Here is a 12,182-nt window from a genome sequence, read left to right as displayed (position 1 = left end):
GGGGCGGGGCGCCGGGACACGCCGGGAATCGACCGCGATTCACGCCCCGAACGGCCGCCGATGCGGTAATACATACATGTGCGTGATTGGATTGGTACCGGGCTGAGCCTCGCCGGGTTCGCGGTCGCGGTGGTCGCGGCCACGCAGTGGGTGCGTTCGCGGGCGTGGCGGCCGGCCCGGCAGAGCGGGCGGGCCTGGCGCCGCTCGTCGGTGGCGACCTTCGCGGCCCTGCTGCTGCTCGAGAGCGGCGTGCTGCTGCGGCCCCACGCGTGGCCGCTCACCGCGCTCCACGTCGCCGTGAGCGCGATAGCGGTCGCGGGGCTGTTCATGTGGTACCTGGATCAGCGCCACACGCGTCCGTGAGCCGGCGGCCGACCGACTCGACGGCCGCGCGCAGCTCCGGCCCGCCCACGACGCGGATCGGCGCCGGGAACGCGGCCAGCTGCTGGGCGTACCAGTGCGGATCGCCGGTCGTGGCGAGCAGCCGGCAGCGGTCCGGGCCCGCGGCCTCCAGCCGGCCCAGCGACCGCGGCACGCGCGCGGCGGCCTCGGCCAGCGGCGCGGCGACGAGCACCTCGACCGCGAACTCCCAGCCCTCGGCGAGTTGCTCCTCCAGCGCCGCCATCGGGTCGAGGCCCTCCGGCGGCGTGAAGCCGGACGCGAGCACCTCGACGGCCCCGACGCGGTCGATGCGGTACGCGCGGCGGGCGCCGGCGTGGTCGGAGAAGCACAGGAGGTACCAGCGGCCGTGGCGCACCACGACGGCCCACGGCTCGACGTCGGCGTCGAACTGCGAGCCGGACGCGGTGCGGTAGCGCACGCGGACCCGCCTCCGGTCGGAGCTGGCCTGCACCAGCGCGCTCGTGACCAGGGGGTCGGCGCGGTCGGGGAGCGCGGGGCCGGTCGCCGCGGCGCGCAGTACCGAGGAGGCCGGGGCGGCGACCGGCGCCGGCAGCGCCCGGATGAGCTTGGCCAGGGCGGCGTCGGCGGCGGTGTCGCGGCGGCCGTCGAGCACGGCCATGACCAGGCCGAGCGCCTCGGTCGCGGTGAACATCAGCGGCGCCGGGCGCAGGCCCCGCCCGACGCGGTACCCGCCGTAGGGCCCCCGCACCGACTCGATCGGGATGCCGGCCTCGCGCAGGATGCCGACGTAGCGGCGGGCCGCGCGCTCCGACACCCCGAGCCGCTCGCCGATCCGCTCGGCGGTGATGCCGGGGCTGCCCTGCACGAGCTCGAGCGCGAGCAGCGCCCGCGAGGCCGGCGAGTCCATCGGCCCATCATGCGGCATCTACCCTGGCGGGGTGGACGAGCTCGGCGCGCTCATCGAGCGCTACGCGGCCGGCGACGAGGCCGAGCGGGCGGCGCTGCGCGAGCGGTTCAAGGGGGACCCGGCGCACCTGCCCGTGCGGTGGCACACCGCCGGGGAGCTGCGCGCCCGCCTGATCCACCTGTGCCTGCGCGACCAGGGCGACGACACCCGCGACGAGCTGCTGGCCCTGCACGCGCTGTGCGAGCGCGCGAAGGCGCTCGGCATCGACCCGCGGCCGTACGTGCGCGAGGCCGCGCCGATGGCCGGCGACGTCGACCACTACGGCATGGGCTCGCTGAAGAGCCTGCTGGCGCGGGCCGCCTACACTTGATTCACATGACGACGACTCTGACCCGAAGGTTCGCCGCGGTCACCGCCGCCCTCGTGCTCGCGCTCGGCGGGGCCGCCGCCTGCAGCAGCGACAACGTCGACTGCACCACCAACGCGTGCACGGTCACGTTCGACCGCGGGGTCGAGGCCGAGTCCTCGGTGCTCGGCGTCGACGTCAAGCTCGTCGGGGTCGACAACGGGCAGGTCAAGCTCGACGTCGGCGGCACCGTCGTCAGCGTGCCCGTCGACGGCAGCACCCAGGCCCAGGGCTTCGACATCTCGGTGCAGAAGGTCACCGATGCCGAGGTCGTCGTGCGGATCCAGAGCAGCTGAGCGGATTCGGGGACTGCGCAGCAGCGCGAGCGGTGCGAGTACCGTCGCCGCCGCGAAGACGAAGAGGGCCGCCCGGGCGCCCGCCGCGTCCGCGAGGAACCCGGCCAGGAGGCCGCCGACCGGGATCGCGCCCCACGACACGAACCGGACCGTCGCGGCCACCCGCGGCAGCAGTGACGGGGGCGTCGCGAGCTGGCGGTAGGTGCGCGTCGTGATGCTCAGGATCACCACGCCGCCGGCGAAGACGACGTTGCCCAGCGCGAAGGCGGCGTAGGCGGCCGGGCCGGTGCCGAGGGGAATGATCGCCGCGCCGGCCACGGCGACCAGCGACGCGCCGATGAGGGCGCGGGCGTTGGCGAGACGGCCCGCGAGGGCGGCTCCGGCCAGGGAGCCGGCGCCCTCGGCGGCCAGCAGGAACCCGACGAGGCCGGGCGGGGTCTGCAGGTCCCGGACGAGGTACAGCGGGAACAGCGCCAGCTGCGCCCCGCACACGAAGTTGACGGCCGTCGCGGTCCACATGCCCGGCGCCATCACGGGGTGGCGGGCGACGAACCGCCAGCCCTCGGCGATCATGCGGCGCATCGGCGGCCACGCCTCGGGGACCGGGGTGCGCCGCGGCGGCAGCGTGCGCAGCAGCGCGGCCGAGACGAGGTAGCTGACCATGTCGGCGAGCAGCGTGGGCACCGGGCCGAGCGCCTGAACGAGGAGGCCGCCGGCCGACGGGCCGCCGAGCTGGACGACCGCCTCGGTGGCCGAGTTGAGGCTGTTGCGGGACTGCAGCTGCTCGCGGGGCACGATCGCGGGCACGAAGGTCGCGGTGGCGATGCCGAACACGACGGTCGCCAGGCTCACCACGAGCGCGACGGCGATCAGCTGGGCGATGGTGAGCACGCCGAGGTACCAGGCGACCGGTATCGACGCGACCGCGCCGGCGCGCAGCAGGTCCATGGCGATCTGGGTGCCGCGCAGGGGCAGCCGCTGCACGAGCACCCCGGCCGGCATGCCGATGAGCAGCCACGCCGCGTAGCCGGCGGCCGCGACCAGACCCATCTGCACCGGGCTCGCGTCGAGCACCGTCAGGGCCGTCAGCGGCAGCGCCACCGCGCTGATCGCGGAGCCCGCCGAGCCGGTCGCGAACGCCGACCACCAGCGCCAGAACATCTCGCACCCCCGTTCGTGTCGCGAGTAAGTTCCAGATTGGAACTCACTATAATGCATGGGTGCGGCAAGAAGAACTCGCCGACGCCGACTGCGGGATCGCGCAGGCGCTCGGGGTCATGGGCGACTGGTGGACGTTCCTGATCGTGCGCGACATCGCCGGGGGCACCACCCGCTTCGACGCGCTCGCGCGGGGGCTCGGCGTGAGCCGGCGCGCCCTGACCGAGCGGCTCGGCGCCCTGGTCGAGCACGGCGTGCTGCTGCGGCGGCCGTACTCCCAGCACCCGCCCCGCCACGACTATGTGCTCACGCCCAAGGGCGAGGGGCTGCTGCCGGTGCTCGTCGCGCTGCAGGACTGGGGCTCACGCCACGTGATGGGCGACGGCTCGCTCGACGCGATCGGCACCGCGCCCGAGGCGCACCGGGTCCACGCCCTCGAGGGCCACGTCGTGCCCGGGATGGCGGGGGAGGACTGGACGGTGCTGTACTGCTTCCCCGGCGCCTTCGCCCCGGGCGCCGGCGGGCACCCGCCCGGGTGGGGCGACATCCCGGGCGCCATCGGGTGCACGCTGGAGTCGCTGACGTACGCCGGGCGGGAGCCCGCCTTCCGCGCGCTCGGCGCGCGCATCCGCGGCGTCAGCACCCAGCGCCCCGACCAGCTGCAGGCCTTCGCCGAGCACGCGCGGCTGCCGTTCCCGCTGCTGTCCGACCAGGACGTGCGCCTCGCCGCCGCGCTGCGCCTGCCCACGTTCCGCGTCGCCGGCACCGACCGGCTCAAGCGCCTCACGCTGCTGCTCGACCCGGCCGGCACGGTGCGGGCCGTGCAGTTCCCGATCACCGATCCGGCCGGCTCGGTCGACGCGATGCTCGCGGAAATGCGCTTGCGTACCCGGGCCCACACCGGTAGGAAGGTCGGCGGCGACGAGTGATCGCCAGATGGGAGGAGCCGGTCATGTACGCAGTCCGAGCACCGCACATTGGAGCAGCCACACATGCACGTCACCTTCCGCCCGATCACCGGGCCCGATGAACTTCCGCTCTTCCTCCAGCTGACCTACGACCTCGACGACGAGGTCGCCGGCGACCTCGAACGCGGCAACCGCCGCCCCGAGTGGATCTGGATCGCCGAGCACGACGGCACGGTCGTCGCCCGTGCCGCCTGGTGGTCGCGGTCCGGCGCCTCCGAGCCGTACCTCATGGACTTCTTCGACTTCGCCGACGGGCACGCGGAGACCGCGGAGACGCTCGTGCGCACCGCGATGGAGAAGGTCGTCCCCCACGGATCGGTCCCGCCCGAGTACATCCGCTTCATCCCGCCGGACTGGCAGCGGGACCCGGCGGCGGTACAGCAGCGAATGGCCGTTCTGGAGCGTCTCGGCGCGCGCCTGCTCGTCGAACGGCTCCGCCTCGAATGGCGGCCGGGCACGCCCGTTGCGCCCGACGACGGCCGGCTGCGGTTCCGCGGCTTCACGGGCGCCGAGGAGGCGCTCGAGCTGATGACCCGGACCGTCGAGGGCACCCTCGACGCGCACAACCGCGCCGACCTCACGCGGATGAGCCCGCGCGCGGTCGCCGAGGAGCACTTCCACGGCGAGCTCGAGCGGTGGCCGAGCCCGCAGGAGTGGTGGCGCGTCGGCACGCGGCCCGACGGCGAGCCCGTCGGGTTCGTGTTCCCGGCGCGCAACGACTACGGGCCGATCATCGCGTACATCGGGGTGCTGCCCGGGCACCGCGGCCACGGGTACATCGACGCGATCCTCGCCGAGGGCACCCGCGTGCTGGCCGCGCACGACATCCCCCGCATCCGGGCGAACACCGACGTCGGCAACGTGCCGATGGCGCGCGCGTTCGCCCGGGCCGGGTACGTCAACTACCAGAACCAGATCGACATGACCTGGGCCCCAGCTATTACCGGCTAGGCCTGGTACGGGGGCGCCACGCCCCAGCCCCAGCGCGGGACCGGTGCTTCCTCCACCGGTTCCGCGCCCGGCCGGGAGTTGCCCACCGCGAGCCGCGTGCCCCACTCCAGGTAGCCGACGAACGCGGCCCGGAACTCGGGGTCGTCGGGCAGCCCGGCCTCGTCGGCCGCGGTCATGAGCAGGTCGAGCCAGCGCCGCCGCTGAACCTCGGTGATGCCGCGGCCCAGGTGCCGGCCGAGCATATGCGGGTAGCCGCCGCGCTGCTGCGTGTAGCTCGCCGGCCCGCCGAACACCTCGGCGAGCCACATCGCCACGTAGTGCGCGTGCTGCGGGTCCATGTGCGCGAACACGGGCGCGAGCACCTCGTCCTTGACGACCTCGCGGTAGAACACCTCGGTGAGCCGTTCGAACGCCGCGCCGCCGCCCGCCCATTCGTAGAGTGTCGGAGTCACACTTGACTGGATCATGCGTGGTCGGACGGCCACAAGTACGCACTTTTCGGTGCGTTTGGGGGACCCTGATGAAGCGGTACCACTGCCCGGTCGAACTGGCCGTCGACGTCATCGGCGGCAAGTGGCGCCCGGTGATCCTGGCCCACCTGAAGGAGGGCGTGCACCGCTACGGCGAACTGCGCCGCCGCATGCCGGACGTGTCGGAAAAAATGCTTACCCAGCGCCTGCGCGAACTGGAGGCCGACGGCCTGGTGACCCGCCGCGCCCTCGTCGCGAGCCCGCCGCACGTCGAGTACGCCCTGACCGACGAGGGCCGCAGCCTCGCCCCGGTGTTGCAGGCCTTGTACGACTGGGGCGCGGCCCGCGCCGAACGCACCGGCACCCCGATCGACGCCGCCTGATCGTCTTCGACCGGACCTGGGAGGGTCAATGACCACAATGCGCGGCAAGGTGTGCCTGGTGACCGGCGGCACCAGCGGGATCGGCCGGGAGACGGCGGCCCGGCTGGCCGAGCTGGGCGCCACCGTGATCATCGTCGGGCGCGACCCCGAGCGAGGGCGGGCGGCAGTCAAGGAGATCCGGCACCGGGCGCCCGGCGCCGAGGTGGACCTCCTGACGGCCGACATGTCGAGCCTGGCGGAAGTACGCCGGCTGGCCGCCGAGGTGCTGGAGCGGCACGACCGCCTCGACGTCCTCGACAACAACGCCGGTGTGATCATGCTCGGGCGGCGGCTCACGGCCGACGGCTACGAGACCATGTTCGCCGTCAACCACCTGGCGCCGTTCCTGCTGACCAGCCTGCTGCGCGAACGGCTGGTGGGCAGCGCACCGGCCCGCGTGATCACCGTGTCGTCGAACGTGCACAGTTCGGCCAAGCAGATCCCGTGGGACGAACTGGCCCGCGGCGAGCCCAGCTACCCGCTGTCGAAACTGGCGAACATCCTGTTCACGGCCGAACTGGCCAAGCGCCTGACCGGCACCGGCGTCGTCGCCAACTGCCTGCACCCGGGCCTCATCCGCACCCAGCTGGGCCGCGAGGTCCGCGGCGTCACCAAGCTGCTCGTCGCGGCCGCGAAGCCGTTCATGGGCACCGTCCGGACCGGCGCGGCCACCCCGGTCTACCTGGCCACCGCCCCCGAGGCGGCCGAGGTCACCGGCGGCTACTTCTTCCGCGGCAAACAGATCGAGCCGAGCGCCCTGGCCCGCGACCTGGAGGCCGCCGCGCGTCTATGGACCCTCAGCGAGGAGCTGGTGGCGTAACCCAGGCCGTCGGTTTACTGGCACGCGACCTGCGGCAGCTCCGCGCCCGAAGCCCGATCGTGACCGTGCGAGTCGCGGCCCGCACTTCACCCCCGACGGCGCGCAACCACGGCAACAAGTCGCGTCCATGGACGCCCCCGGACCCGGCTCAAATTATTGCTTTTCCTCCCTAAAACTCCGTCTCCGGCCGGATTGCACGGGATACCCGGCCAAGAGTCAAGGGCGATAGCCACCTGGCGGTGGCGGCGGCGGTGGTTGCAGCCCAGGTGGCATCGGGGGACGGGGCGGCTGGCCCATCGGGACGGCGAGCCGGCGCCGCTGGGACGCTCGGACGTTGAGGACCACGACCGTGACCATGCCGGCGATGAACAGGACCAGGATGGCCAGGAGCGACCAGCCGGTGACGGCCGCGTACGACAAGCCGGGCTCGAGCGCGTAGTCGGGCACGGGACCGTCCTCGCCGTAGCCGTCGTCGCCGGCGGTGTAGTCGAGCGGCTCTTCCTTCACCTTGGCGGTGGCGCCCAGCCAGATCCGGTTGTGGGCGTCCGGCGTGCGCTGCTGGAAGGACTGGCCGACGGCCTTCGACACGTCGGAGTACTGCTGCTGGAACGTGTTCTTGGGCACCGTCGCGAACGGGACCTTGCCGAAGTCCACGCCGCCGTCGCTGTAGCTGAACGTGTAGCGGTAGTTGCCGCTGTCGACGGTCTTCGTCACGTTGTACTCGTGGTCGCGGTACGACTTCACGTAGTCGTCGAACACCGTCTTCGGCGACCACGACTGCAGGGCCGGCCAGCGGTGCACGTCGCCGCTGTCGATCATCGGGGCGAGCGCGCCCGTGTGGCGTTGCCGGTACCACTCGGCCGCCACCCGAGCCAGGTACACCCGGCGCAGCTCCGCGAACTCGGGCGCGTGGTTCACCGCGTCCTCGACCTTGGGCAGGATCAGCTGCTCGAAAACCCTCTCCATGCGGTCGCTCGGCGCCGGGCAGGACGGGTCACCGAACACGCCCTTGTTCATCTCCGACTCGGCCTTGACCTCCAGCGGCGCGTCGATGATGTAGATGCCGCCGTCCGCCTCGTAGACCGATGCCGGCTTCGGCACGATCCACTGCCGGGTGACCACGCACTCCTGCTGTGCATTGGGGTCGGGCGGGCCCCAGAACTGCTGCCCCAGGTCGGTGTTCGGATTGGTCAGCCGGGCCGACATCTTCTTCATGTTGAGGTCGGCCTGCAGCATGATCCGCCCGACGTCGGTCGCGCCGAGCTTCTTGTCGACGATCCGGTCGGGCTCGTTCGGGTTGAGGTTGACCCAGAACGTCGACGCGGGCAGGTTGAGCCAGACGTAGAACGCGTCGGACATCTGCGCCATCGCCAGCCGCCCGCCGGCGACGTCCGGGGGCGCGCCCGGGCCGGCCGGGGACGCGCTGTACGCGTACTGCATGTCGCCGCCCGGGCTCTCCGACAGGTACCGCAGCTGCAGCGACGTGAAGTCGATGCCCCCAGGATCGCCGGCGCCGCCCGTGCCGGCGTTGGACAGCACGGCCGGGCCCTGCGCCGGGGCGTTGCCGGAGCCGCCGCCGAAGTTGTTGCCGCCGACGGCCATCCGGGTGCCCGCCGCGACCGGGCGGCCCTGCTTGTCCCAGTCCTTGACCGACTGTTCGATGTCGTCGTCGGAGGTCAGCTTGTCCTTGAGCTTCTGCCGGGCCTCCTGCTTCTTCTCCTCGCTGACCTTGTCCTTGTCTTTCCCGCGCGGGTAGGCGATCCGGCCGATCATCGCCCGGCTCGGCTTGCTGGTCAGCACCACCCCGCGCTTGAGGTTGGGGAAGTGGGTCCGCTTGAGCTGGTTGACGCAGTCGCTCGGCCCCGAGCAGAACATCTTCTCCGACCCGACCTCGTCGACCTGCAGGTGCAGTTTGGCGTCCATCATGTGGTCGAGGAAGTAGCGGAGGTTCGGCTCGGAGTGGGTCCTGCCGACCTTGAGGTCCTGGGCCAGGTCCGGGTACTCCAGCAGGTTCCACTTGAAGCTCGGCGTCGACGACTGGTCCCAGACCACCGCCTTGCCGCCCTCCGTCAGCTGCTCACCGGCCGGGTTGACCAGCCGCCACAGCCCCGTGTTCCGGTTGAACTGGAAGATGTCGACGTTCGCGACCTTGGTGTTCAACTCGCTCCCGTTGACGCTGGGCATGACGACGTACCAGTCGGTGATCTGCCCACCGGCCTCGGTCTGCCAATGCGCGTCGGCGACGTTGCGCCCGTATCCCGCCCAGTCGTCGGGGTGGTCCACGTGCCCCGGGTCCGTCATCACGGTGTGCCGCCACCGCCACATCAGCAGCGGCATCAGCAGCTGTTCGCCCGCGGCGAAGCGGTCGATCGGATAGTTCGGGTTCGGCTTCGGGGCCGCATCAGCGGCAGGAACCACGACCAGGCCGGCCGAGCCGACCCCGACGATGAGCGCGAGGAGCGCCCCGACACTGCGCAACAGCACGAGCCGGAAGGTGTACCGCATGTCAGTCGTACTCCATCCCGTACTCGTTGAGCAGCACGTTCCACCGGGACTCCTCGTCGGTGAGCGAGTCCGGGTCCCATTCCTCCAAGCCGCTCCAGATGGCGTCGACCGCCTCGGCGACCGACTCCTCGGTGGCGTGCCGCAGGTCGTCGAGCTGATGCTTGAGCAGCCCGACGGCCAGCACGAACGCGGCGATGCTCGAGTTGGTGGGGACCTCGTAGTCGGGATCGTCGTGCAGGTACTGCACCCACCCCGTCGAGACGTCGATCGCGTACCGGTACCACTGCTGCACCACCACGACGACGTACTGCCGCCCGTCGCGCTCGGCCACGTCGAGCAGCCGCTCGTCGCCGATCAGCAGGATGTCGCGCACCTGGACGTCCGGTAGCCCCACGGTCGTCAGAAACTCCCGGGCCCGCGCGTCGAGCAGCGGCGGGACATGTTCCGGTGCGACCGGGACCAGGCCGTCGCCCCACTCGTCGCGGACCCGCTGCACGAGCTCCGCCCAGGAATGGCCTTCCGCCACGTCAAACCCCCGTGATGACGCATGCCTATTCATGGATATTGCGCTGAGTGTACGCCCCGATACCTGGACCGGCTGCCCCGAGGCGCGCGCCGTCGCCGGGGCCGGCAGCGCCCTGGTCCTGGATCTGCCGGTGTACCTGGGTGTGGCGGCGGGAGAGGTGGCGATGCTGATCGCCGCGCTGGTACCAGCTGGCGGAGGCCCCCGTGCTGGTCGGCGGCGAGTCACGCCGATCGTGACCGTGCGGGTCGAGGCCCGCTCCGCTCTCCGGCCGGACCGCACGCGATACGTGGCCGGCCACGCGGTCCGGTTTCATCCCGTGCCGCACTGGCACAGCACACGGTAGGTCGTGAGGATGTAAGCGTGAGCTCGCCGCAGCCCCTCGCCGACCCCGGGTCCGAGCCGGACACGACCGCCCCGCACACCCTCGGGCCGGCCCCGGATCACCGTTACCTGCTCGACAACGCCCGGGTGGAGGCGGGCGAGCGGTTCACCTGGCTGGCCGAACTGTTCGACGGAGTCACCCGGGGGCACTTCGACCGCCTCGGCGTGAAGGCGGGCTGGCGCTGCTGGGAAGTCGGCGCCGGAGGCCCCAGCGTTCCCGAGGCACTCGCCACCGCCGTCGGACCGACCGGTCACGTGCTGGCCACGGACATCAATCCGGCCTGGCTGGACCCGCACGGCGGATACGAGGTGCTCCGGCACGACATCGTCGGCGACCCGCCGCCGCAGCCGGGCACGTTCGACCTGGTACACGCCAGGCTCCTCCTCGTCCACGTGCCCGACCGGGCCCGGGCGTTGGCGACGATGGTGGCGGCGCTACGGCCCGGCGGCTGGCTGCTGGTCGAGGACGCCGACACCGAGCTGCAGCCGCTGGCCTGCCTCGACGAGGTCGGCCCGGCCCAGCAGCGCGCCAACCGGCTGCGGCGCGCCGTCCGGGAGTTGCTGACCCGCCGCGGCGCCGACCTGCGCTACGGCCGCACGCTGCCGCGGGCGTTGCGCGCGGCCGGCCTGGTCGACGTCACGGCGAGCGGCTGCTTCCCGTTCGGCGGGACAGCCTGCGACCGGCTGGAGACCTCGACGGTACGCATGGTCCGCGCCGAGTTGCTCGCCGCCGGGCTGGCCGGCGACGCCGAGATCGACGCGCACCTGGCCGCCGTCGACGCCGGCGAGCTGGACCTCACCCTCGCGCCCCTGATCTCAGCCTGGGGACGCCGCCCGGGACGATAGATGTCCTACGAGTCGCCGAGTATGACGGTGTGCTTCTTGGCCGCGAACTCCTCCGCGGACAGCAGGCCCGCCGCCTTCAGGTCGGCCAGCTGCTGGATCAGATCGAGCCGGTCGGCGAACCCGGCGGGGTCGCCCTTGAGCCGATCGAACTCGGCCCGCGTCAGCCCCCCGTCGCTGCGCAGCTGGTGCAGCTGCTTCGTCCAGGCCGTGTGGTCGCCGGCGACCGCGGCGTCGGTCGTCTGCGGTTCCGCGGTACCGTCCTGCTTGCGCCGGAGCTTGAGCAGTGCGGGGATCCAGATGCCGAGGCCGAGCGGGAGGAAGACCGCGGCCATGATGTAGGCGCCGAGCTCCGATCCGGGGCCGAGGTCGGGCTGCGTGAGGACCAGGTAGAGCAGGGCGAAGCCGCCGCCGGCGAACAGGGCGCTCCACACGATCTGCCCGGCGCCCGGCTTGATCAGACCCTCCTTGCTCACGAACAGGCCGATGAACCACAGGACCAGGCCGACCGGGAGGAGCGGGCCCCAGATCCCGGAGCCCTGCGGGCATTCGCGCGCGATCACGTGCGGGCCGCCCGTCCCGCAGGTGCCGATGTCGAGGAGGTGGTAGATGCCGGTCGCCAGCAGGGCGACGCCGCCGAGGCCGATCACCAGGCTCAGGACTTCCCGCACGCTGATTTTCAATCCGACCTCCGGGCCGATCGCGAGATGCCGCACAGCGTGGCACTCACATCGGTGACGTCCTGTCCGGAAGCCGACGCAGGCGGCCAGGAACAGGAGCCGGAGGCCCCGCCTCACGTTTCCGGCGGGAAGTCGGCAGCGCGGGAGGCCGCCTCGGATCGGGTGATGTCGGTAATTGCCTCGCGGAGTGTCGACGTCACCGCGTCGTACGCGCCGCTGCCGAGTACCAGCCGATGTGGCGGTGATTCCCCGGCCATCGCGGCGATGACCGCGCGAGCGCCGCGCAGCGGGTCGCCGGGCTGCTTGCCGTCCTGGTCGATCATCGCGGACCGTACGTCTTCCAGCATCCGGCGGTAGGCCGGAATGGTCTCGGTGAGCGGCTCGTCGGGAAACCCGGCATAGGCATGGGTACGGAACGCTCCCGGCTCGATCGCCAGTACGCGGATGCCCAGCGGGGCGACCTCCTCGCGCAGTGCCGCCGTCACC

At 72.3% G+C, this 12,182-nt stretch carries 14 protein-coding genes and 1 pseudogene; 8 read left to right on the top strand and 7 right to left on the bottom strand.

The features are described from left to right. The first annotated feature begins 78 nt into the window (after positions 1–78). Positions 79–363 carry a hypothetical protein gene (locus ACPPVO_RS39415; protein ID WP_426503663.1) on the top strand — a complete coding sequence of 95 codons (285 nt, stop codon included), beginning with the start codon at positions 79–81 and terminating at the stop codon, positions 361–363. Here ACPPVO_RS39415 and ACPPVO_RS39410 read toward each other — a convergent pair. After that, entirely contained in the window at positions 326–1,270 is a 945-nt protein-coding gene (locus ACPPVO_RS39410) for a helix-turn-helix transcriptional regulator (protein ID WP_360373286.1), read from the bottom strand. The two genes, ACPPVO_RS39415 and ACPPVO_RS39410, sit on opposite strands and share 38 nt — an antisense overlap. Positions 1,271–1,301: 31 nt before the next feature. Here ACPPVO_RS39410 and ACPPVO_RS39405 point away from each other — a divergent pair, with 31 nt between their 5' ends. Next, on the top strand, positions 1,302–1,640 hold the full coding sequence (locus tag ACPPVO_RS39405) for a hypothetical protein (protein WP_426503662.1): 339 nt from the start codon (positions 1,302–1,304) through the stop codon (positions 1,638–1,640). Positions 1,641–1,981: 341 nt separating this feature from the next. Here ACPPVO_RS39405 and ACPPVO_RS39400 read toward each other — a convergent pair. Beyond that, positions 1,982–3,190 (bottom strand): annotated as a pseudogene (locus ACPPVO_RS39400) (MFS transporter); the annotation flags it as partial. Between the two features lie 2 nt (positions 3,191–3,192). Here ACPPVO_RS39400 and ACPPVO_RS39395 point away from each other — a divergent pair. Then, a complete protein-coding gene (locus ACPPVO_RS39395; RefSeq protein ID WP_426503660.1) occupies positions 3,193–4,059 on the top strand; it encodes a winged helix-turn-helix transcriptional regulator in 867 nt (288 codons plus the stop codon). Between the two features lie 63 nt (positions 4,060–4,122). Next, positions 4,123–5,049, top strand: coding sequence for a GNAT family N-acetyltransferase (locus tag ACPPVO_RS39390; protein WP_426503659.1), 927 nt, complete (start codon positions 4,123–4,125; stop codon positions 5,047–5,049). On the opposite strand, the gene ACPPVO_RS39385 is transcribed toward ACPPVO_RS39390, so the two are convergent. Then, on the bottom strand, positions 5,046–5,501 hold the full coding sequence (locus ACPPVO_RS39385) for a group II truncated hemoglobin (RefSeq protein ID WP_426503658.1): 456 nt from the start codon (positions 5,499–5,501) through the stop codon (positions 5,046–5,048). The two genes, ACPPVO_RS39390 and ACPPVO_RS39385, sit on opposite strands and share 4 nt — an antisense overlap. A gap of 68 nt (positions 5,502–5,569) precedes the next feature. On the opposite strand from ACPPVO_RS39385, the gene ACPPVO_RS39380 reads away from it, so the two are divergent. Both ACPPVO_RS39380 and ACPPVO_RS39375 read left to right on the top strand, forming a co-directional pair. Then, positions 5,570–5,902, top strand: coding sequence for a winged helix-turn-helix transcriptional regulator (locus ACPPVO_RS39380; protein ID WP_426503656.1), 333 nt, complete (start codon positions 5,570–5,572; stop codon positions 5,900–5,902). A gap of 28 nt (positions 5,903–5,930) precedes the next feature. Further along, entirely contained in the window at positions 5,931–6,761 is an 831-nt protein-coding gene (locus ACPPVO_RS39375; RefSeq protein WP_426503655.1) for an SDR family oxidoreductase, read from the top strand. A gap of 216 nt (positions 6,762–6,977) precedes the next feature. On the opposite strand, the gene ACPPVO_RS39370 is transcribed toward ACPPVO_RS39375, so the two are convergent. Together ACPPVO_RS39370 and ACPPVO_RS39365 are read right to left on the bottom strand one after the other, a co-directional pair. Beyond that, entirely contained in the window at positions 6,978–9,266 is a 2,289-nt protein-coding gene (locus tag ACPPVO_RS39370; RefSeq protein WP_426503654.1) for a hypothetical protein, read from the bottom strand. A 1-nt stretch (position 9,267) separates the two neighbouring features. Further along, positions 9,268–9,792, bottom strand: a complete 525-nt coding sequence (locus tag ACPPVO_RS39365) for an SUKH-4 family immunity protein (protein ID WP_426503653.1) — start codon at positions 9,790–9,792, stop codon at positions 9,268–9,270. Positions 9,793–9,823: 31 nt separating this feature from the next. Here ACPPVO_RS39365 and ACPPVO_RS39360 point away from each other — a divergent pair, with 31 nt between their 5' ends. Then, on the top strand, positions 9,824–10,135 hold the full coding sequence (locus ACPPVO_RS39360) for a hypothetical protein (RefSeq protein ID WP_426503652.1): 312 nt from the start codon (positions 9,824–9,826) through the stop codon (positions 10,133–10,135). A gap of 17 nt (positions 10,136–10,152) precedes the next feature. Beyond that, entirely contained in the window at positions 10,153–11,019 is an 867-nt protein-coding gene (locus ACPPVO_RS39355) for a methyltransferase domain-containing protein (RefSeq protein WP_426503651.1), read from the top strand. Between the two features lie 5 nt (positions 11,020–11,024). On the opposite strand, the gene ACPPVO_RS39350 is transcribed toward ACPPVO_RS39355, so the two are convergent. Further along, positions 11,025–11,687 (bottom strand): SHOCT domain-containing protein, encoded by a 663-nt coding sequence (locus ACPPVO_RS39350; RefSeq protein ID WP_426503650.1) that lies wholly within the window; start codon positions 11,685–11,687, stop codon positions 11,025–11,027. A gap of 122 nt (positions 11,688–11,809) precedes the next feature. Beyond that, positions 11,810–12,181 (bottom strand): hypothetical protein, encoded by a 372-nt coding sequence (locus ACPPVO_RS39345; protein ID WP_426503649.1) that lies wholly within the window; start codon positions 12,179–12,181, stop codon positions 11,810–11,812. Position 12,182: the final 1 nt, after the last annotated feature.

Source organism: Dactylosporangium sp. McL0621 (assembly GCF_049995355.1).
Classification (GTDB): Bacteria; Actinomycetota; Actinomycetes; order Mycobacteriales; family Micromonosporaceae; genus Dactylosporangium.
This window is presented reverse-complemented; position numbering and strand designations above follow the sequence as displayed.

Bases quoted from the DNA above. Each gene is read 5' to 3' on its own strand.
- ACPPVO_RS39410 (WP_360373286.1), bottom strand. From the start codon at position 1,270: ATGGACTCGCCGGCCTCGCGGGCGCTGCTCGCGCTCGAGCTCGTGCAG.
- ACPPVO_RS39390 (WP_426503659.1), top strand. From the start codon at position 4,123: ATGCACGTCACCTTCCGCCCGATCACCGGGCCCGATGAACTTCCGCTC.
- ACPPVO_RS39380 (WP_426503656.1), top strand. From the start codon at position 5,570: ATGAAGCGGTACCACTGCCCGGTCGAACTGGCCGTCGACGTCATCGGC.
- ACPPVO_RS39375 (WP_426503655.1), top strand. From the start codon at position 5,931: ATGACCACAATGCGCGGCAAGGTGTGCCTGGTGACCGGCGGCACCAGC.
- ACPPVO_RS39370 (WP_426503654.1), bottom strand. From the start codon at position 9,266: ATGCGGTACACCTTCCGGCTCGTGCTGTTGCGCAGTGTCGGGGCGCTC.
- ACPPVO_RS39360 (WP_426503652.1), top strand. From the start codon at position 9,824: ATGGATATTGCGCTGAGTGTACGCCCCGATACCTGGACCGGCTGCCCC.